The 22,769-nt window shown below is 49.4% G+C and carries 12 protein-coding genes; 3 read left to right on the top strand and 9 right to left on the bottom strand.

The window, feature by feature from the left end; translation table 11 throughout:
* Positions 1–6 precede the first annotated feature (6 nt).
* Complete coding sequence (locus N7268_RS09675) at positions 7–768, bottom strand: C40 family peptidase (protein ID WP_260862702.1); 762 nt, start codon at positions 766–768, stop codon at positions 7–9.
* A gap of 349 nt (positions 769–1,117) precedes the next feature.
* Here N7268_RS09675 and dpaA point away from each other — a divergent pair, with 349 nt between their 5' ends.
* Positions 1,118–1,858: a peptidoglycan meso-diaminopimelic acid protein amidase gene (gene dpaA / locus N7268_RS09670; RefSeq protein ID WP_260862700.1), complete on the top strand. Its 741-nt coding sequence runs from the start codon at positions 1,118–1,120 to the stop codon at positions 1,856–1,858.
* Here dpaA and N7268_RS09665 read toward each other — a convergent pair.
* A complete protein-coding gene (locus N7268_RS09665; protein ID WP_260862699.1) occupies positions 1,829–2,596 on the bottom strand; it encodes a class II glutamine amidotransferase in 768 nt (255 codons plus the stop codon). The genes dpaA and N7268_RS09665 overlap by 30 nt on opposite strands.
* Before the next feature lie 45 nt (positions 2,597–2,641).
* Positions 2,642–3,220 carry a D-sedoheptulose 7-phosphate isomerase gene (gene lpcA, locus N7268_RS09660; protein WP_198905311.1) on the bottom strand — a complete coding sequence of 193 codons (579 nt, stop codon included), beginning with the start codon at positions 3,218–3,220 and terminating at the stop codon, positions 2,642–2,644.
* Positions 3,221–3,459: 239 nt separating this feature from the next.
* On the opposite strand from lpcA, the gene fadE reads away from it, so the two are divergent.
* Positions 3,460–5,904 (top strand): acyl-CoA dehydrogenase FadE, encoded by a 2,445-nt coding sequence (gene fadE / locus N7268_RS09655; RefSeq protein WP_260862698.1) that lies wholly within the window; start codon positions 3,460–3,462, stop codon positions 5,902–5,904.
* A gap of 51 nt (positions 5,905–5,955) precedes the next feature.
* Here fadE and N7268_RS09650 read toward each other — a convergent pair whose 3' ends face one another.
* From N7268_RS09650 to ivy, 6 genes are all read right to left on the bottom strand, one after another.
* Complete coding sequence (locus tag N7268_RS09650) at positions 5,956–7,287, bottom strand: HlyD family type I secretion periplasmic adaptor subunit (RefSeq protein WP_260862697.1); 1,332 nt, start codon at positions 7,285–7,287, stop codon at positions 5,956–5,958.
* Positions 7,284–9,386 (bottom strand): type I secretion system permease/ATPase, encoded by a 2,103-nt coding sequence (locus tag N7268_RS09645; protein WP_260862695.1) that lies wholly within the window; start codon positions 9,384–9,386, stop codon positions 7,284–7,286. Before N7268_RS09645 ends, N7268_RS09650 begins: the two co-directional genes overlap by 4 nt.
* Before the next feature lie 54 nt (positions 9,387–9,440).
* Positions 9,441–13,331: a calcium-binding protein gene (locus N7268_RS09640; protein ID WP_260862693.1), complete on the bottom strand. Its 3,891-nt coding sequence runs from the start codon at positions 13,329–13,331 to the stop codon at positions 9,441–9,443.
* 969 nt (positions 13,332–14,300) lie between these two features.
* Positions 14,301–20,099: a calcium-binding protein gene (locus N7268_RS09635; RefSeq protein ID WP_260862691.1), complete on the bottom strand. Its 5,799-nt coding sequence runs from the start codon at positions 20,097–20,099 to the stop codon at positions 14,301–14,303.
* A gap of 966 nt (positions 20,100–21,065) precedes the next feature.
* On the bottom strand, positions 21,066–21,326 hold the full coding sequence (locus N7268_RS25185; protein ID WP_409929196.1) for a calcium-binding protein: 261 nt from the start codon (positions 21,324–21,326) through the stop codon (positions 21,066–21,068).
* Positions 21,327–21,353: 27 nt separating this feature from the next.
* On the bottom strand, positions 21,354–21,800 hold the full coding sequence (gene ivy, locus N7268_RS09630; protein WP_260862689.1) for an Ivy family C-type lysozyme inhibitor: 447 nt from the start codon (positions 21,798–21,800) through the stop codon (positions 21,354–21,356).
* Positions 21,801–21,980: 180 nt separating this feature from the next.
* Between ivy and N7268_RS09625 the strand changes: the two genes are divergently transcribed.
* Entirely contained in the window at positions 21,981–22,754 is a 774-nt protein-coding gene (locus N7268_RS09625) for an amidohydrolase (RefSeq protein WP_260862687.1), read from the top strand.
* The last annotated feature ends 15 nt before the right edge of the window (positions 22,755–22,769 follow it).

Raw genomic sequence — 22,769 nt, 5'->3', positions numbered from 1 at the left:
TTTTAATTACAGAATCGTGTTTTCCGTCAGAATACGGCGGGCGCCAAGATAATGGTCCTGCCAGAAAGCATCCGATAAATTGCTGACCCGGATAGTTTCTCCTGTGCGTGGAGATTCAATGAATTGCCCCTGCCCCAAATAGACGCCCATATGATCGGCAATATCCTGGGTGTGAATATGGAAAAACAGTAAATCGCCACGACGGAGATCGCGATGAGAAACAATTGTCGCCCGGCGATAGTGATACATTTCATTCGCTGTACGGGGCAGTTTCGCCGCCAGAATTTTATTGTAGGCATAAAAAATTAACCCACTGCAGTCAAATCCCTCATCCGGGCTGGTTCCTCCCCATTGATAAGGTTTACCCAGTTGCTGCTCAAGACGGTGGATCGCCACCTCGGTGATGTTATGCAAATGGTCGCTACTGAGAAAATGATCGTTCTCGGCAAGTTCCTGCCAGCGATGGTCACTGGCTTTTAGCGGACCAGGAAACCACTCCGGGTGCTGTTTAATCAGAACGCGGTTCTGCTGGCGTAGCGCCCTTTTACTCTGCGCATTGCCTTCCACCACGTAACTTGCCTGTTTTTTTAACTGCGTATGATACTGCTTCAGCAGCCGGGTGCGGTTACGCATACGCAACTGCGCCGCGTAACTTAAATGCGCGTCGGATAACGCAGGCTGAACTTTGGCGATAGACGGCATGGAGAGCACAATACACAAAGACAGCAGGCCCGGCAGAAGGCGTCGGGGTGCAGATGCAAAAGACATGAAAAAAAGAATACCTGATCAAACACGTTAACCGCAGTCTACGGCTATTGCCGATCAATCAGTTTTAATATTCGATTATTAAATAATTAATTTTTTAAATTCAGTATATTAGAAAGACAACATTCACCAGGCTCCGCGGATGACAGTCGCCAATAAATTACGCCAGTGTCTGACTGTCTTTAACCGCAATTTTCCGTATAAAGAGAAACTAAAGTGTAAACGCCGCACGAGAGACTTGCGAAAAACTCTCTTGGTGCTAATGTGAGCGCTCCAAAACCAGATTTTTCTGATTTGGGGACTCTTTTTGCCGTCCTGGCGTGTGTAACCGTTTTATCAAGGAATAAGCAGTATGCGTAAAATCGCATTTTTTCTTGCGATGCTTTTGATGCCGTGCGTCTCATTCGCTGGTTTGTTAAGCAGCAGTAGCCCGACCACGCCAATAAGCAAAGAATATAAGCAGCAATTGATGGGGTCCCCTGTCTATATTCAGATCTTCAAAGAAGAACGAACGTTGGATCTGTACGTGAAGATGGGTGAACAGTATCAATTACTCGACAGCTACAAGATCTGCAATTATTCCGGCGGATTAGGCCCTAAACAGCGTCAGGGTGATTTTAAAAGCCCGGAAGGTTTCTACAGCGTACAGCGCGGTCAACTCAAACCCGATAGCCGCTTCTATAAAGCGATTAACATTGGCTTCCCCAATGCCTACGATCGTGCCCATGGTTACGAAGGTAAATACCTGATGATCCACGGAGCCTGCGTTTCCGTCGGCTGTTACGCAATGACCGATAACGGCATTGATGAGATTTTCCAGTTCGTGACCGGTGCTCTGGTATTCGGACAGTCCAGCGTGCAGGTCAGCATTTACCCGTTCCGCATGACCGACGCAAATATGCAGCGTCATAAGTTTTCGTATTACAAAGATTTCTGGACGCAGTTAAAACCGGGATACGACTACTTTGAACAAACGCATAAGCCACCGACCGTTTCCGTCGTCGATGGCCGTTATGTCGTCAGCAAACCGTTGAGTCATGAAGTGGTGCAGCCGCAGCTGGCGTCAAACTACACGCTCTCCGAGACAAAATAATGCCCATTCGCCTGGCATAATCTTTTGCCAGGTTTCATTCCCTGTTAGCGGCTGAGTCGCGATCACGGTGACCACATCATTCGGTGTGGTCTGTGAGCTAAAATCGATTTCCACATCCTGATCCAGCAGCGTCGCCACACCGAATGGCGCACGACGCGTGATCCAATACAGGTTGGTCGAGCAAAAAGCCATCACATAGCGCCCGTCAGACAACAGCATGTTGAAGACGCCCTTTTCGCGTAATTCTCCCGCCAGCACAGCAATATATTTAAATACCGCCGTCATGTTGCCAGGCGTGCGCGGATAGCGTTCAGCCAGCTTGTGCAGGAGCCAGCAGAATGCCTTTTCGCTGTCGGTTTCGCCGACCGGCCGGAAATTACCGGTTTGTAGCGATTTATAGCCGTTAAGCTGCCCGTTATGCGCATAAGTCCAGTTGCGTCCCCACAATTCACGCGTGAAGGGATGCGTATTTTCAAGCGCGACTTCCCCTCGATTCGCCTGACGAATGTGGGCAATCACAGAACAGGATTTGATGGGATAATCTTGAACCAGTTTGGCGATGGGCGAATTAAAGCTGGGTTGCGGATCTTTAAATGTACGGCAGCCCTTACCTTCATAAAACGTAATACCCCAGCCGTCTTTGTGCGGCCCGGTACCTCCGCCGCGCTGAACCAGCCCGGTGAAGCTAAAGCAGATATCGGTTGGCACATTGGCGCTCATCCCGAGCAGTTCGCACATACATCACCCCCACAACTGCGGGGGCAATATGCCCCCGGCGAAGATTTACTTAACCATCTCTTTTTCGATGAGCTGAATCAGGATATGGATGACTTTGATGTGAATTTCCTGAATACGGTCAGCATAACCAAAGTGCGGAACGCGAATTTCGATATCCGCGGTACCAGCCATTTTGCCGCCATCTTTGCCGGTCAGGGTGATGACTTTCATTCCCTTCTCACGCGCAGCGGCAATCGCTTTGATGACGTTACCGGAGTTACCAGAGGTAGAAATGCCTAACAGGACATCACCTTCACGACCGACCGCTTCTACGTAGCGAGAGAAGACATAGTCGTAACCGAAATCGTTGCTGACGCAGGAGATATGGCTGACATCAGAGATAGCGATAGCCGGATAGCCCGGGCGGTTTTCGCGATAGCGTCCGGTCAGCTCTTCAGCAAAGTGCATGGCGTCACAGTGGGAGCCGCCATTACCGCAGGACAGAACCTTGCCACCCGCTTTAAAACTGTCTGCCAGCAGGACCGCCGCGCGCTGAATGGCGTGAATATTGGCGTCATCTTTAAGAAAATTAGCCAGCGTTTCCGCCGCTTCGCTCAGTTCGTTACGAATCAGATCCTGGTACATGAGGATATCCTTCAGCATGAATGTAAATGACAAGATGCAGTGTACCGGATAGCGCTACGAGCGAGAAGTACTGCCCTCAGGAATGCCAATGGCTTTTGCTTTTTTGTGCCGGTTAAACCCGCAACAATGTGAGCCTTGTTGTAATTATTTTGTAAAATTATTGATAAAAGAATTCACATACACTACAACCATATCATCACAAGTGGTCAGACCTCCTACAAGCAAGGGAGCTTTTCGTTATGATGATTTTGAGTGTTATCGCTACGGTTGTTCTGCTCGGCGCACTGTTTTATCACCGCGTGAGCTTATTCCTCAGCAGCTTAATTTTGCTCGCCTGGACGGCTGCGCTCGGCGTAGCTGGCCTGTGGTCGGTCTGGCTGCTGGTTCCTCTGGCCATTATTCTCGTCCCGTTCAACTTTACGCCGATGCGTAAGGCGATGATCTCCGCGCCAGTATTTCGCGGTTTTCGTAAAGTCATGCCGCCGATGTCGCGCACCGAGAAAGAAGCGATTGATGCCGGCACGACCTGGTGGGAAGGCGACCTGTTCCAGGGTAAACCTGACTGGAAAAAACTGCACAACTACCCACAACCTCGTCTGACAGCCGAAGAGCAGGCGTTTATTGATGGTCCGGTCGAAGAAGCCTGCCGTATGGCAAACGACTTCCAGATCACCCACGAATTAGCAGACCTGCCGCCGGAACTGTGGGCGTATCTGAAAGAACACCGTTTCTTCGCGATGATCATCAAGAAAGAGTACGGTGGACTGGAATTCTCCGCTTATGCGCAGGCACGTGTGTTGCAGAAACTCTCCGGTGTTTCCGGGATCCTGGCCATTACCGTGGGTGTACCTAACTCATTAGGCCCAGGTGAACTGCTGCAACATTACGGTACAGAAGAACAGAAAAACCATTATTTACCGCGCCTGGCGCGTGGTCAGGAAATTCCGTGTTTCGCACTGACCAGCCCGGAAGCGGGATCGGATGCCGGTGCGATTCCTGATACCGGCGTCGTCTGTATGGGCGACTGGCAGGGTCAGCAGGTGCTGGGTATGCGCCTGACCTGGAACAAACGCTATATCACACTGGCGCCAATCGCGACCGTCCTCGGCCTGGCGTTTAAACTCTCCGACCCGGAAAAACTGCTGGGTGGCGAAGAAGACCTCGGTATTACCTGTGCGCTGATCCCCACCTCTACGCCGGGCGTGGAAATTGGTCGTCGTCACTTCCCGCTGAACGTCCCGTTCCAGAACGGTCCGACGCTGGGTAAAGATGTCTTTGTGCCGATTGACTACATTATCGGTGGCCCGAAAATGGCCGGTCAGGGCTGGCGTATGCTGGTGGAATGTCTGTCGGTAGGCCGTGGGATTACTCTGCCGTCTAACTCGACGGGCGGCGTGAAATCCGTTGCCATGGCAACAGGCGCCTATGCGCATATTCGTCGCCAGTTCAAAATCTCTATCGGCAAGATGGAAGGTATTGAAGAGCCGCTGGCGCGTATTGCCGGTAACGCCTACGTGATGGACGCCGCGGCGTCGCTGATTACTTACGGCATTATGCTTGGTGAAAAACCTGCGGTGCTGTCAGCTATCGTGAAGTATCACTGTACTCACCGTGGGCAACAGTCAATCATCGATGCGATGGATATCACGGGCGGTAAAGGCATCATGCTTGGCGAAAGCAACTTCCTGGCGCGCGCTTACCAGGGCGCACCGATCGCCATCACCGTTGAAGGCGCAAACATTCTGACCCGTAGCATGATGATCTTCGGTCAGGGCGCCATTCGCTGCCATCCGTATGTTCTGGAAGAGATGGCGGCAGCGCAGAAGAACGACGTGAACGCGTTCGACAAACTGCTGTTTAAACACATTGGTCACGTCGGCAGCAATAAAGTACGCAGCTTCTGGCTTGGTCTGACTCGCGGGTTAACCAGCAGTACGCCAACCGGCGATGCGACAAAACGTTACTACCAGCATTTGAACCGTCTGAGCGCCAACCTGGCATTACTCTCTGATGTGTCCATGGCTGTGCTGGGCGGTAGCCTGAAGCGTCGTGAGCGTATCTCTGCTCGTCTGGGTGATGTGTTAAGCCAGTTGTACCTGGCCTCTGCGGTACTGAAACGTTATGACGATGAAGGCCGTAATGAAGCCGATCTGCCGCTGGTTCACTGGGGCGTGCAGGATGCGTTGTACAAGGCTGAACAGGCAATGGACGACCTGCTGAAAAACTTCCCGAACCGTTTTGTTGCCGGCTTGCTGAATGTGGTTATCTTCCCTACCGGTCGCCACTATGATGCGCCTTCTGACAAACTGGATCATAAAGTCGCGAAGATTTTGCAGCTACCGAGCGCCACCCGCTCTCGTCTTGGTCGTGGTCAATACCTGACGCCGAGCGAGCATAACCCGGTCGGTTTGCTGGAAGAGGCGTTACTGGACGTGATTGCAGCTGATCCTATCCACCAGCGTATCTGTAAAGAGTTGGGCAAAAACCTGCCGTTTACCCGCCTGGATGAACTGGCTCGCAATGCACTGGCTAAAGGGCTGATTGATAAAGATGAAGCAGCGATTCTGGTGAAAGCGGAAGAGAGCCGTCTGCGGAGTATCAACGTGGATGACTTTGAACCTGAAGCACTGGCGACTCAGCCGGTAAAGTTGCCAGAGAAAGTGCGTAAAGTCGAAGCCGCATAAGTTATACGTGAAAATGAAGCCGGATCGCGGTTACGCCTCCGGCTTCATTCATTACCGTTGTTTCCCTACATCGTCGAGCGCTTCGAGTACAGGGCTGAGTAAATAGCTCAATAGCGTTCGCTTCCCGGTCTTCACTTCAGCAGTGACCTGCATTCCCGGTTCAAGCGCCATTTCCACGCCATTAATACGCAGTGATTTCTTATCCAGTTCAATGGTGGCTTTATAAACTAACCCCAGATCTTTATCTTCGGTCGCATCGGCAGAAATATGATTTAACTGCCCCGGCACCCAGCCAAAACGGGTAAAGTCAAAAGTGTCGATTTTGACCGTGACTTTTTGGCCCGGTTGCAAAAAACCGATATCGCTATTACTTACCATCACTTCTGCTTTGAGCGTTTCGTTTTCAGGTACGATGCGTAAAATTTCCTGTGGCGCATCGACCGCCCCGCCGCCATCGCGAAATATCAACCCGTCGACAATGCCACTCACCGGCGCTCGCAAAGTATATTGCGCCATTTGCGCCGTCAGTTCCTGCTGTTGTTTCTCCAGCACCCGGTTCTCATGTTCTTTATCCGACATCTCCTGCTGTGCGCCCTGAATTTTTTCGGCCACGCTGGCCGCGTATTCCGTCTCTGCCTGCCGGTAACTGACATCCATTTCAATTAATCTGGCTTTCGCGCTTTCCAGGGTATAGCGAGCTTCGGTTAGCTGCTTTTGCTTTTCTAACATGCTATCCCGGCTAGTGAGTTGCTTATGATGTAGCGTCACCAGCGCCTGATGCTGTTCCTGATAGATTGGCAGCAGATGTTCATACTGCGTTTTTTGGGTTTCGTATTCATTTTTTTGCGCGCTAATCACCGCCATTCTGTCTTGCAGTACGGCTTTTTGTTGGCGATCGTTTTCGATCTCCGCGCTTAATTGATCCGAAAGTAGCCGGGAGAGCGCGAGGTCCTCCTGGAAATAGCTATCCGGCAGACGGCTTTCAGCTTTATCCTCCTGAAAATGCTGGCAAAGCAAGGTTACACGCGCAATGTGAAAACGGTTAATTTTCTGCCGCAGAATATTTTCTTCCAGGCGCGCTCTCAGGGAGTGACTGTTGAGGATAATTAACGCCTGACCTTTTTCCACATGCATTCCGTCACGAACCAATACACTTTCCACCTCAGCCAGAACCGCACTACTGACGGGGCGGGACAATTCGCTAACGACGATTTTCCCGCGTGTGACGGCAACAACATCAATATGGCCGCAGGCAGACCAGATCACCGCGGTCACTAACATCGCCATAACGACCCATAATAAAATACGCCCGGCTGGCGAAGGGGGCGTTTCCTGTATTTCGAGGATTGCGGGTAAAAACTCACGATATTTTTGCTGATTCATACCGCTTCCTCCTGAAGCGCATGCAAGCGGGCATATAAACCTTGTTGTTCGAGCAATTGCTGATGCGATCCCTGCTCTGCAATCTTGCCCTTTTCCATAACAATAATGCGATGTGAAGGACGTAAGGCTGATAAACGGTGCGCAATAATAAAGACGGTCCGGTTACGGCAAATTTCTGCCATATTGTTCTGGATAATATGTTCAGATTCATAATCCAGCGCACTGGTCGCTTCATCAAAGATTAATATTCCGGGGTTAGACATCAGAGCACGCGCAATACCAATACGCTGTTTTTGCCCACCGGAAAGCCTGCTGCCTTGTTCACCGACCGGCGTATCGTAGCCAAGCGGAAACTCACTGATAAATTCATGCGCCCCCGCAAGCGTGGCGGCTTTAATAACAGATTCGAGCGATGCTTCCGGCACCGCTAAGGCAATATTGTCACGAATAGAGCCGCTAAACAGTTGCGTTTCCTGAAGAACCACGCCAATTTGCTGTCGTAGCCAGTGTGGATCGGTCTGCGCGATATCAATGCCATCAATAAATATTTGCCCGCTTGTAGGACTGCATAGCCGCTGAATAAGACGTGTCAGGGTGCTTTTTCCCGATCCCGATCTTCCGGCGATCCCAATAATCTCACCGGGTCTCACCGCCAGCGTGACGCCATCAATCACCGGCGCATTTCCTGTCTGCCAGGTAAATACGACGTTGGAAAGTTTGATCGCCCCTTTAATTTCTGCCAGAGAGGTGCTGTTTTCCTGATGCTCAGTCGGAACGTTGAGAATATCCCCTAATCGTTTAACGGAGATGGTCACCTGTTGAAAATCCTGCCATAGCTGAACCAGACGTAAAACAGGGGCTGTGACCTGGCCGGAAAACATATTAAAAGCGATAAGCGCGCCGACGGTTAACTCCGCATTAATCACTTGCTGTGCGCCGTACCAGAGGATGGCCACGCTGGTAATTTTGCTGACAAAACGGGAGATCTGGCTGGCGATATTGCCTAAGTTTTGTGTTTTAAAACAGCTTGTTACGAAAGTCGCAATCTGTTCGTCCCAACGCCGGGTCATCAGGTTTTCTACGGCTAAGGCTTTTACTGACTCAATGCCTGTCAGGCTTTCAACCAGAAAGGCCTGATTCCTCGCCCCCTGCTTGAACTGCTCGTCCAGTCGTTTACGCAACACGGGGGTAATAGCTGCAGAAAGAATGACATAGGGGATCAGCGAGGCCACCACAATGAGTGTCAGGGGGAGGCTATAAAATGCCATTACCGAGAAAAAGACCAGGGTGAAGAGCAGGTCTAGGCACAGCGTCATCGCGCTTCCGGTCAGGAACTCGCGTACGGTTTTCAGTTCATGTACGCGCGCCACAATCACCCCTGCCTGCCGTTGCAGGAACCAGTTCATGGGCAGCGCCAGAAGGTGGCGATAAAGCAAGGAACTTAATGTCGCATCAATGCGTTGCGAAGTGTGGGCAAGCTGGTAGCTGCGTAGTCCATCGAGGATCACATCAAATAACGAAACAAAAAGCATTCCCAGCGCCAGTACATCAAGCGTGGTGAGACTCTGGTGCGTAAGCACTTTATCCACCACGACCTGAAAAAACAGTGGCGTAACCAGTGCCAGTATTTGAATAAAAAATGAAGCCATCAAGACTTCACCGATTAATTTTTTATAGCGCCAGAAGGCATCGGCAAACCAACGTAAATTAAACTCGGTGCTAATTCTTTCTAACGAAAAACGCCGTGCGAATAAAAAACCAGGATATGTTACCCCTGCCTCAGGCGTATATATTTCTGGCGCCGCACGCTCGTCCGCCTGAATAAGCCAGTTCCCCTCACGGGAAGCTAATAGTATGACATACCCCCGATCTGGCAGTGCCACCAGCGCAGGGAAAACCATACTATCCTTTACGCGTAACCGCTTAAATTTCTGGCACTTTAATCCGGTTTTACGCACGGCGCGAACAAACTGAGTCGGAAGATCGTGGAGCCCATCGACCGCAAACTCTTCCTGAAGCGAAGGAATATTCACGGCAATACCGTAGTAACGCGCGATAAAAGAAAATCCGCGCCAGACATGTTGATCAATTGCTGACATTAAAAAACTCACATCCCTGAGAAAATTGCCGCTGGCGTTAACCAGCGGCTCCGGTTACATATGCATCAATGAATGGGGTGACGTCCGGGAAGTTGAAAGCACAGGCATATTCCCCATCGTGCTCTCTTCATCACCATCGTCGCTCGCCATAAAAGCCGCCATCTGCTCACGCACACGTTGTAACGGCACGGGAGTATCGGCCGGGTCGGAGATAGGGAGCGGGATGTTATCCACGGTATGGTTCAGAATATCCTGCGGCTGCCAGTCAGTACCGTCGGCAAAGGTGATGTGCTCAACCTGATATCTTGCTGAATAGAAGAAATCGCTTATCGTGACGCTGTCTGTACTTTCCGCGAAAGTGATGACCAGATTGTTGCCTTTGCGCTGCACGATGGCGTTTTCTGCCTGCAGACCTTCGCCAAAACGCAGGGTATCAATGTTGCCGCTGTTGCTGCTGCCTTCAGTGATGGTGTCCTGACCATCACCGGCGTTGAAGAGATAGGTGTCACTTCCCGTATCCCCGTACAACCTGTCGTTACCCGCGCCGCCTTCCAGTACATCATTCCAGGAGCCTGCATTCAGAACATCATTACCCGCACCGCCATGTAACTCATCATCACTTGAGCCACCTGTCAGCCTATCGTCGCCATCATCACCGTAGAGTTTGTCTGCAGCATCACTGCCCGTCAGGGTGTCACTGCCACCAGCGCCGTGAATTTCACTACCAGTACTGAAGGCCAGGAACGCCTCATCTTTATCAGACCCGGTCTGCAACATGCGCTCAACCGTGGCAACATCCCAGACAGTACCGTCAGCAAAGATGATCTCCTCAACCTGGTGTTTAGGGGACGTTATGTAATTTGTGATAGTCACCTGATCCGGGCTGTCATTAAACGTGATCACCAGGCTACCGCCGCTACGCGTCAAAATGACGTTTTCAGCCAGCAGACCTTCGCCAAACCGCAGGGTATCAATGTTGCCGCTGTTGCTACTGCCTTCGGTGATGGTGTCCTGTCCATCGCCGGCGTTGAAGAGATAGGTGTCACTTCCCGTATCGCCGTACAACCTGTCGTTACCCGCGCCGCCTTCCAGTACATCATTCCAGGAGCCTGCATTCAGAACATCATTACCCGCACCGCCATGTAACTCATCATCACTTGAGCCACCTGTCAGCCTGTCGTCGCCATCATCACCGTAGAGTTTGTCTGCAGCATCACTGCCCGTCAGGGTGTCATTGCCACCAGCAGCGTGGATTTCACTGCCTGCGCCGAAGGCCACCAGTTTTTGATCGTCTTCGCTCCCGGCCAGCAATATGCTTTCAACCGCGGCAACATCCCAGGCAGTACCGTCGGCAAAAATAATCTGCTCGACTTGGTTATTAACGGAAGAGGCATAATTGATAATGGTCACCAGGTCATCGCTGCCTTTAAAGCTAATCACCAGATTATTACCGCTACGCTGCAGGATGGCATTTTCTGCCAGCAGGCCTTCGCCAAAACGCAGGGTATCAACGTCACCGTTGTTACTGCTGCCTTCGGTGATGATATCCTGACCATCGCCGACGTTAAAAAGGTAGGTATCGCTGCCAGAGGCACCTTTCTGGTTATCGTTCCCGGCTCCACCAGCCAGCAGGTCGTCGCCAGTTCCTGCGTCCAGAAGATCGTTTCCCGCGCCACCGTGCAGTTCATCATTACTGCTGTCGCCCGTCAGCGTATCGTTGCCTTCATCGCCATACAGCTTATCTACTCCGGCGTTACCTTTCAGGGTGTCATTACCACCAGCACCATGAATTTCATTGCCTCCTGAGTAGGACTGCAGCGTCTCGGCTGACTCTGTTCCAACAAGCGCCATCTCTTTCATCTTCTGGGTATCCCAGACGGTACCGTCGGCAAAAACGATCTCGTCCACCCGGTAACGTTTGTTTTCTATATAGAAAAAATCATCCAGTGTTACAGTGTCCGGACTGTCACGGAAGGTCACCACCAGATCTTTACCGCTACGACGCAGGAGGATATTTTCCTGCGAAATGCCCTCACCAAGCAGCAGCCGGTCAACGTCATCACTGTCGGTGAACTTTTCGACTATCCGGTCCTGACCATCACCGACATTAAACAGGTAGGTATCACTCCCGGAGTATCCCTCCAGATAATCATTACCTGTGCCGCCAACCAGCAGATCATTGCCACCATTACCCTTCAGTTTATCGTTGCCTTCATCACCGTAAAGGCGATCTGCCCCTGTATCCCCTTTCAGGTAGTCATCACCGCCCGCACCATGAATCTCGGTACCAGGCGAGTAGGCCACCAGCGTCTGTGCCTCATCCGTACCGGCAATCAGCATCGCTTTTACAGTTTCAATATTCCAGACAGTCCCGTCGGCAAATACTATTTCTTCCACCCGGTAGCGTCTTCCTTCGCAGAAGAAATAACTATCGAGGGTCACGCTGTCCGCACTGTCACGGAAACTGATTAACAGATTGTCGCCGCTGCGTTGCAGAATGGCATTCTCTGCCAGTAAGCCTTCACCAAAAATAAGCCGATCAAAGTCATTATCGAAACTGTACTTTTCAACAATGCGATCTTGCCCGTCACCTGCGCTAAAAAGGTAAGTGTCGCTGCCGTAATCTCCCCTCATATAATCGTTGCCCGTTCCACCTACCAGGACATCATTACCACTTCCACTACTCAGACTATCGTCACCGGCACCGCCCCATAGATAATCAGCATTATCATTACCATACAGGGAATCAATATTATCGGTACCAACGGTGATGTTTTCTGAAATACCAATACGCTCACGTACGTCATTAAATTGAGGGACATAAACGAATTTATTATTGAAAACTTCAGAGATTCGCATAAAATGTTCGTAGTCAGTTTTCTTCAGTTCTGCAAGACGAGACTCAAAGGCATCAAAATTAAGTGTTAAACCATTCTTCTCTGCATTCGGGGCGAGTTTAATCAGGGAAAATTCTTCAGCATAAAGCGTTTGAGCCAGCAAACTGGCTTCAATATAAGCCACAAAGTTATCATATTCTACTTCAAGTAGCGATGCAGCCTCTCGATAAGGGTTAACGGATCCGTTAACTCTGTTTTTATATTTCACTCCTGCAGCCACTTCAATTGCGGCCAGATGTCTGGCATCAATATCTTCACCTCTGCTATTTACTGGCACGTCGGAAACACCAGCCCAGATAAAGACGATTTCATCGAGTAATGCGTTCGACTCTGCGCTTCCCGGGTCTGCGACGTAACGTTCAGCGAGTGCCTGAAGTTCAGGGTTATGGGTCATGGCAGTATATAAATCCGGCATATTGCCGAAGCCACGGATATAAGGGAGTTCAAGAATTTCTTTTGAAATCACGACATTCATATCATACGTTGTAATGCCGTTATTTATGTTAAACCAGACATCCGCCGAATTATGTACAGAACCATCATCCATAGTAATGGTACTTGTCTGCTTATGCGCATTTCCCTGCGCGTCGACATAATCGGATGACTGGTATCCTGTCGTTATTTCCGCCACGCTGACTTCATCGAGTGAAAGCAATTCGCTCTCATCAACCAGGCCATTGCCATTTTTATCCTGCCAGACTTTTAACTGCTGCCAGGCTGAATCAAGATTGTTTATCAGACCGTCCCTGTTTTCATCCAGTTCTTTTAGGGCCTCATAACCATTTTGCGCCAGCTTACCGTTTATTAGCCGTGTATTGTTGCCAAAGAGCTCACCACCGGTGTCAATACTCCCGTCATCATTTCTATCCAGTACCAGTAATCCGTCATCTTTCCCCACCCATCCTGTATTTTCGGCAAAGCCATTGCCATCATGGTCAAAAAAGGTGTAGTTCTGCGATGATGTTGTCTCAATGCCATCGCCATCAAGATCAAGGATGATTGGACTTCTGGCATCGGCAGGTGGACCAAGGGGATCGGGGCCTCCCATCTTACCCCTATCCTTATCTCCGTTTCCGTTTCCGTTTCCGTTTCCGTTTCCGTTTCCACCTTCGCCCCTGTATTCACTTGGTGGAATATTGTCTGGCGAATTTTCTGACGCGTCTCCAGTTGGGGGTAGGTACATTGTTCCTGTTTTAGGGTCCCGCAGACCATTTTTATAAATATTATCCATAATACCTTTGGCAAGCCCTCTTCCTAACAGGCCGCCAATACCGGTTCCCTCAACAAAATTATATACTGCGAGAGCGAATCCTACCTGTCCCAGGGCGCGTGATTCTACGAGAGGGGCTATTTCACCAGCAATGGTCCCCACGAAATCAACCCAGTCCCCTAATGTCGCTTCGCCTTTCTCATATATATCCAGGAACTTTACGATCGAGGCGGATGAGCCTAATTTCTCAGCCAAAAACTTGATTTTTTCTATAGGAAGGGGCGCATCCACGCCCATTGAGAAACTCGCTGCGTTAACAGAATCAACTATAGCTTTTGAAATGTTTTCAATTTTTTCGTAGAACGACGATTTAGAATCGTTATTATGTGAAGAATCATTCAAATAATTTCCATTCATTTTTGGCCCCGGGTATTGTAACGTTGTACTTTATTGCTATCTATATTCCATTGAGACAGCACATAACATCACCAGAAACAATAAATTAAGATGTGTCCTTTATAATTCATAAATAAAACAAATAATAAAACACGACAAATGATTACTCCTGGCAAAGAATTAAGAAATATAACACCTAACCGCAATTAGTTAAACGTTTAACATTTTATATATTAACTGTATATTTAAACAAAAATGATAGGGGAAATATATAACAACACTTACCTTATAAACTTATGGGTATGATTAATTAGTTCTTAACTGGAATATAATTATGCTTCCACTAGAAATTGTTATTAATGTTTTATATCCCCGATAAATATTGCCGCTGGCGTTAACCAGCGGCTCCGGTTACATATGCATCAATGAATGGGGTGACGTCCGGGAAGTTGAAAGCACAGGCATATTCCCCATCGAGCTCTCTTCATCACCATCGTCGCTCGCCATAAAAGCCGCCATCTGCTCACGCACACATTGTAACGGCACGGGAGTATCGGCCGGGGCGGAGATGGGGAGCGGGATGTTATCCACGGTATGGTTCAGAATATCCTGCGGCTGCCAGTCGGTACCGTCGGCAAAGGTGATGTGCTCAACCTGATATCTTGCTGAATAGAAGAAATCGCTTATCGTGACGCTGTCTGTACTTTCCGCGAAAGTGATGACCAGATTATTGCCTTTGCGCTGCACGATGGCATTTTCTGCCTGCAGAGCTTCGCCAAAACGCAGGGTATCAATGTTGCCGTTGTCGCTACTGCCTTCGGTGATGGAGTCCTGACCATCGCCTGAATTGAAGAAGTAAGTATCGCTGCCAGAGCCACCTTTCAGGCTATCGTTCCCGGCTCCACCAGCCAGCAGGTCGTCGCCAGTTCCTGCATCCAGAAGATCGTCTCCCGCGCCACCGTGCAGTTCGTCATTACTGCCGTCACCCGTCAGCGTATCGTTCCCTTCATCGCCATACAGCTTATCTGCGTCGGTAAAACCTCTCAGCGTGTCATCCCCGCCCGCGCCGTGAATTTCATTGCCGCCGGTGTTCGCCTGCAGAGTCTCGGCGGCCTCTGTTCCAACAAGCGCCATTTCTTTCATCTTCTCGGTATCCCAGACAGTGCCGTCGGCAAAAACGATCTCGTCCACCCGGTAACGGTTGTTTTCTTTATAGTAAAAATCGGCCAGTGTCACAGTGTCCGTACTGTCACGGAAGGTGACCACCAGATTGTTGCCATTACGACGCAGAAGGATATTTTCCTGCGATATTCCCTCTCCAAGCACCAGCCGGTCGACGTCAGTGGTATAAGTGAAGTTCTCTGTTATCCAGTCCTGGCCATCCCCGGCGTTGAACAGGTAGGTATCGCTGCCGGTACCACCGTTCAGGTTATCGTTACCCGTTCCCCCGTGCAGTTCGTCATTACTGCCGTCGCCCGTCAGCGTATCGTTCCCTTCATCGCCATACAGCTTATCTGCGTCGGTAAAACCTCTCAGCGTGTCATCCCCGCCCGCGCCGTGAATTTCATTGCCGCCGGTGTTCGCCTGCAGAGTCTCGGCGGCCTCTGTTCCAACAAGCGCCATCTCTTTCATCTTCTCGGTATCCCAGACAGTGCCGTCGGCAAAAACGATCTCGTCCACCCGGTAACGGTTGTTTTCTTTATAGTAAAAATCGGCCAGTGTCACAGTGTCCGTACTGTCACGGAAGGTGACCACCAGATTGTTACCATTACGACGCAGAAGGATATTTTCCTGCGATATTCCCTCTCCAAGCACCAGCCGGTCAACGTCAGGGGTGTAAGTGGAGTTCTCTGTTATCCAGTCCTGGCCATCGCCGGCGTTGAACAGGTAAGTATCGCTGCCGGTACCGCCGTTCAGGTTATCGTTACCCGTTCCCCCGTGCAGTTCATCATTACCATACCCGCTGTTGAGAGTATCGTTGCCATCGTCGCCGTAGAGTTTGTCTGCAGCATCACTGCCCGTCAGTGTATCGTCGCCACCAGAAGCGTGGATTTCGCTGCCTGTGACGAAGGCCACCAGTTTTTGATCGTCTTCAGTCCCGGCCAGCAACATGCTTTCAACTGCGGCAACATCCCAGGCAGTACCGTCGGCAAAAATAATCTGCTCGATCTGGTTATTTACGGAAGAGATATAATTGACAATGGTCACCTGGTCATCGCAGCCTTTAAAGCTAATCACCAGGTTATTACCGCTGCGTTGCAGGATGGCATTTTCTGCCAGCAGGCCTTCGCCAAAACGCAGGGTATCAATGTTGCCGTTGTCGCTGCTGCCTTCGGTGATGGAGTCCTGACTATCGCCAGCATTGAAGAGGTAAGTATCGCTGCCAGAGCCACCTTTCAGGTTATCGTTCCCGGCTCCACCAGCCAGCAGGTCGTCGCCAGTTCCTGCATCCAGAAGATCGTCTCCCGCGCCACCGTGCAGTTCATCATTACTGCTGTCGCCCGTCAGCGTATCGTTGCCTTCATCGCCATACAGCTTATCTGCTCCGGTGTAACCTCTCAGCGTGTCATTCCCGCCCGCGCCGTGAATTTCATTACCTCCTGAGTAGGCCTGCAGTGTCTCGGCGGCCTCTGTTCCAACAAGCGCCATCTCTTTCATTTTCTGGGTATCCCAGACGGTACCGTCGGCAAAAACGATCTCGTCCACCCGGTAACGGTTGTTTTCAATATAGAAAAAACTATCCAGTGTCACAGTGTCCGTACTGTCGCGGAAAGTAACCACCAGATTGTTACCATTACGACGCAGGAGGATATTTTCCTGTGAAATGCCCTCACCAAGCACCAGCCGGTCAACGTCATTGTCGGAAGTGAAATGCTCCTTGATCCAGTCCTGACCATCACCGATATTGAACAGGTAGGTATCGCTGCCGTAGTATCCCTCCAGATAATCATTACCTGCGCCGCCAGCCAGCAGATCGTTGCCGCTATCGGCGATGAGGCTGTCATTGCCTTCATCGCCGTACAGACGATCGGCACCTTTATCCCCCTTCAGGTAGTCATCACCACCCGCGCCATGAATCTCGGTACCAGGCGAGTAGGCCACCAGCGTCTGTGCCTCATCCGTACCGACAATCAGCATCGCTTTCACAGTTTCAATATCCCAGACGGTGCCATCGGCAAATACAATCTCTTCCACCCGGTAGCGGTTACCTTCGCAGAAGAAATAACTATCGAGGGTCACGCTGTCCGCACTGTCACGGAAACTGATTAACAGATTGCTGCCGCTGCGTTGTAGAATGGCATTCTCTGCCAGTAAGCCTTCACCCAAAATAAGCCGATCGACATCATTGTCGCCAGTGAATTGCTCCTTGATCCAGTCCTGACCATCACCGATATTGAACAGGTAGGTATCGCTGCCGTAGTATCCCTCCAGATAATCATTACCTGCGCCGCCAGCCAGCAGATCGTTACCGCTATCGGCGACGAGGCTGTCATTGCCTTCATCACCGTACAGATGATCGGCACCTTTATCCCCTTTCAGGTAGTCATCACCGCCCGCACCATGAATCTCGGTACCAGGCGAGTAGGCCACCAGCGTCTGTGCCTCATCCGTACCGACAATCAGCATCGCTTTCACAGTTTCAATATCCCAGACGGTGCCATCGGCAAATACAATCTCTTCCACCCGGTAGCGGTTACCTTCGCAGAAGAAATAACTATCGAGGGTTACGCTGTCAGCACTGTCACGAAAACTGATTAACAGATTGTCGCCGCTGCGTTGCAGAATAGCATTCTCTGCCAGTAAGCCTTCACCAAAAATAAGACGATCGACATCATTGTCAGAAGTGAAGTGCTCCTTGATCCAGTCCTGACCATCACCGATATTGAACAGGTAGGTATCGCTGCCGTAGTATCCCTCCAGATAATCATTACCTGCGCCGCCAGCCAGCAGATCGTTACCGCTATCGGCGATGAGGCTGTCATTACCTTCGTCACCGTAAAGACGATCGGCACCTTTATCCCCTTTCAGGTAATCATCACCACTCGCACCATGAATCTCTGTACCCGGTGAGTAGGCCACCAGCGTCTGTGCCTCATTCGTACCAACAATCAGCATCGCTTTTACGGTTTCAACATTCCAGACGGTGCCGTCCGCAAATACAATTTCCTCCACCCGGTAGCGGTTTCCTTCGCAGAAGAAATAACTATCGAGAGTCACGCTGTCCGTACTGTCACGGAAGCTGATTAACAGATTGCTGCCGCTGCGTTGCAGAATGGCATTTTCTGCAAGTAAGCCTTCACCAAAAATAAGCCGGTCAATATCATCACTGTTAGTGATCTTTTCGGTTATCCAGTCCTGGCCATCGCCGGCATTAAACAGGTAGGTATCACTTCCATAGCCTCCTTCCAGATAATCATTACCTGTGCCGCCAGCCAGCAGATCGTTACCGCTATCGGCGATGAGGCTGTCATTGCCTTCATCGCCGTACAGACGATCGGCACCTTTATCCCCTTTCAGGTAGTCATCACCGCCCGCGCCATGAATCTCTGTACCCGGTGAGTAGGCCACCAGCGTCTGTGCCTCATTCGTACCAACAATCAGCATCGCTTTTACGGTTTCAACATTCCAGACGGTGCCGTCGGCAAATGCAATCTCTTCCACCCGGTAGCGGTGACCTTCGCAGAAGAAATAATCATCGAGAGTCACGCTGTCCGTACTGTCACGGAAGCTGATTAACAGATTGCTGCCGCTGCGCTGCAGAACGGCATTCTCTGCCAGTAGGCCCTCACTAAAAATAAGCCGGTCAATATCATCACTGTTAGTAAACTTTTCGGTTATCCAGTCCTGGCCATCACCGGCATTAAACAGGTAGGTATCACTCCCGTAGTTTCCCACCAGATAGTCATTCCCCTTTCCCCCCACCAGGATATCATTACCATTTCCACTACTCAGACTATCGTCACCTACACCGCCCCATAGATAATCAGCATTATCATTACCATACAGGGAATCAATATTATCAGTACCAACGGTGATGTTTTCTGAAATACCAATACGCTCACGTACCTCATTAAATTGAGGGGCATAAACGAATTTATTATTGAAAACTTCAGAGATCCGAATAAAACGCTCATAGTCCGTTTTTTTCAGTTCTGCAAGACGAGACTCAAAGGCATCAAAATTAAGTGTTAAACCATTCTTTTCTGCATTCGGGGCGATTTTAATCAGGGAAAACTCTTCAGCATAAAGCGTTTGAGCCAGCAAACTGGCTTCAATATATGCAGCAAACTCATCATATTGCTTTTCAAGCATCATCGCTGCATCTATATAAGGGTCAACTGATCCGTTAACTCTGTTTTTATATGTCACTCCTGCAGCGACTTCAATTGCGGCCAGATGTCTGGCATCAATATTTCCACCTCTGCTATTTACTGGCACGTCGAAAACACCAGCCCAGATAAAGATGATTTCATCGAGTAATGCGTTCGACTCTGCACTTCTCGGGTCTGCGACGTAACGTTCAACGAGTGCCTGAAGTTCAGGGTTATGGGTCATGGCAGTATATAAATCCGGCATATTACCGAAGCCACGGATATAAGGGAGTTCAAGAATTTTTTTTGAAATTACGACATTCATATCATACGTTGTAATGCCGTTATTTATGTTAAACCAGACATCCGCCGAATTATGTACAGAACCATCATCCATAGTAATGGTACTTGTCTGCTTATGCGCATTTCCCTGCGCGTCGACATAATCGGATGACTGGTATCCTGTCGTTATTTCCGCCACGCTGACTTCATCGAGTGAAAGCAATTCACTTTCATCAACCTGGCCATTGCCATTTTTATCCTGCCAGACTTTTAACTGCTGCCAGGCTGAATCCAGATTATTTATCAGACCGTCCTGGTTTTCGTCCAGATCTTTTAGCGCCTCATAACCATTTTGTGCCAGCTTACCGTTTATTAGCCGCGTATTGTTGCCAAAGAGTTCGCTGCCGGTATCGATATTACCGTCATCGTTTCTATCCAGTACCAGCAATCCGTCATCTTTCCCCACCCATCCTGTATTTTCAGCAAAGCCATTGCCATCATGATCAAAAAAGGTGTAGTTCTGCGATGATGTTGTCTCAATACCATCACCATCAAGATCAAGGATGATTGGACTTCTGGCATCGGCAGGTGGACCAAGGGGATCGGGGCCTCCCATCTTACCCCTATCCTTATCTCCGTTTCCGTTTCCGTTTCCGTTTCCGTTTCCACCTTCGCCCCTGTATTCATTTGGTGGAATACTGTCTGGCGAATTGTCTGGCGAATTTTCTGACGCGTCTCCGTCTTCGATTAACGCCAGGTATATTGCTCCTGTCTCAGGATCCCGCAGGCCATTTTTATAAATATTATCCATAATACCTTTGGCAAGCCCTCTTCCTAACATGCCGCCAATACCGGTTCCCTCGACAAAATTATATACTGCAAGAGCGAGCCCTACCTGTCCCAGGACTCGAGATTCTACGAGAGGGGCTATTTCACCAGCAATGGTCCCCACGAAATCAACCCAGTCCCCTAAGGTCGCTTCACCTTTCTCGTGTATATCAAGGAACTTTACGATCGAGGCGGATGAGCCTAATTTCTCAGCCAAAAACTTGATTTTTTCTACAGGAAGGGGCGTATCCACTCCCATTGAGAAACTCGCTGCGTTAACAGAATCAACTATAGCTTTTGAAATGTTTTCAATTTTTTCGTAGAACTTAGATTTAGAATCATTATTCTGTGAAGAATCATTCAAATAATTTCCGTTCATTTTTGACCCCGGGTATTGTAACATTGTATTTTATTGCTATCTATTTTCCATTGAGACAGCACATAACATCACCAGAAATAATAAATTAAGATGAATCCTTTATAATTCATAAATAAAACAAATAATAAAACACGATAAGTTATTACTCCTGGCAAAGAATTCAAAAATATAACATCTAACCGTAATTAATTAAACGCCTAACATTTTATATGTTAACTGTATACTTAAACAAAAATGATAGGAGAAACATATAATAACACTCACCTTATAAACTTATCAGGGCATGATTAATTAGTTCTTACCTGGAATATAATTATATTTTCACAAGAAATTGTTATTAATGTTTTATATCCCCGATAAATATTGCCGCTGGTGTTAACCAGCGGCTCCGGTTACATCTGTATCAATGGCTGGTCGATGGCGCATCTGCCGGGGCAGTGATGGGTGGTGGGATGTTGCCCATGGTATGATCCAGAATATCCTTCGGCAGCCAGTCTGTACCGTCTGCAAAAGAATCTGCTCAATCTGATGATTAGTGGAAGAAGCATAACTGGTGATTGTTACATGATCATCACTGCCTTTAAAATTAATCACCAGATTATTACTGAAAAGCGAGGTAAGCGCCCTATGCAACATATAAATAATCGGGTTCTTCACCCTCGACTATTTATAGTTAAATGCATCCGGGTGATTCTCCAGGCTGCCACTTAATGCTGCAAACAGGACCGTTTTACCATCAATAGATAAGGCATCACTCACATTCATCCAGGTCAGTTTCTCCTGGGTGGTATTTTCATTGACCACCGAGAGCACACCTGACATCTGCTGAGACTTCTCTGACCACAGCACAGCAACACGTTCTGCACCGCAATCATGTGGCTTACAGGCACTCAAAACCTGCCAGGACTCATCACCCAGAATAACGGTTTTGGCCGGAGAGGACGTTCCACCCTTACTGACCCACGCCGGTAGTTTATGCCCCTTCACCATTTGATTAAATGCCGTCCTGGTTGCCTCATTTTTTGCCAGGTCACTGACGGTTAAATCACTTTGTGCCAGTGCGCTTGATGTCACCATCAGGGCTGCAATCGCGGTAATTACCTTTAACATCATTCCTCCCAAACTTATCCTTTCTTATCGCTTGCCACGAGAAGTGTGGGCGGCAATGCGGAAAATGCAAATCAGTGATGTCTGATAAGCTCTTTTTTTATCAAAATATTCCGCAGAACAGCAACGTCCTGATAAGGTGTTAAAGTTAAAAAATAGCCCGTCAAACAGGAGTCAATCGCCGTGCCTGGTTTAAAGATTACCCTTTTGCAGCAACCGCTGGTGTGGATGGACGGCCCGGCAAACCTGCGTCATTTTGACAGACAACTGGAAACCATTACCGGACGCGACATCATTGTGTTACCCGAGATGTTTACCAGCGGATTTGCCATGGAAGCGGCAACCCAATCAATGCCACAGGACGGGGTTGTCAGCTGGATGATTGCCAAAGCGCAGCAGACAAATGCCCTGATAGCAGGCAGTGCTGCAATACAGTCGGAACGGGGCCCGGTAAATCGTTTTTTACTGGTTGAACCTGAAGGTTCTGTGCATTTCTATGACAAACGCCATCTGTTTCGCATGGCGGACGAACATCAATATTATCAGGCAGGTGAAGAGCGGGTGATCGTTGAATGGCGTGGCTGGCGTATTCTACCGCTGGTCTGCTACGACCTGCGTTTCCCGGTATGGTCGCGCAATCGCAACGATTACGACCTGGTTCTGTATGTCGCAAACTGGCCCGCTCCGCGCTCGCTTCACTGGCAGGCACTGCTTACCGCACGAGCGATTGAAAACCAGGCTTATGTAGCAGGATGTAACCGTGTTGGCACGGATGGTAATGGACATCATTACCGTGGCGACAGCCGGGTAGTGAATCCGCAGGGAGAAATCATTGCGACTGCAGAGCCCCATCAGGCAACACGGATCGATGCTGAACTGTCGCTAGCGTTATTGCGCGAGTATCGGGAGAAATTTCCCGCCTGGCAGGACGCCGACATCTTTTCGCTTCAGAGATAAACTTCTCTCCCGTTA

The organism is Citrobacter sp. Marseille-Q6884 (assembly GCF_945906775.1).
Taxonomy (GTDB): Bacteria; Pseudomonadota; Gammaproteobacteria; order Enterobacterales; family Enterobacteriaceae; genus Citrobacter.
Note: the sequence above shows the minus strand (reverse complement) of the source record. Positions and strands in the feature narration are given on the sequence as shown.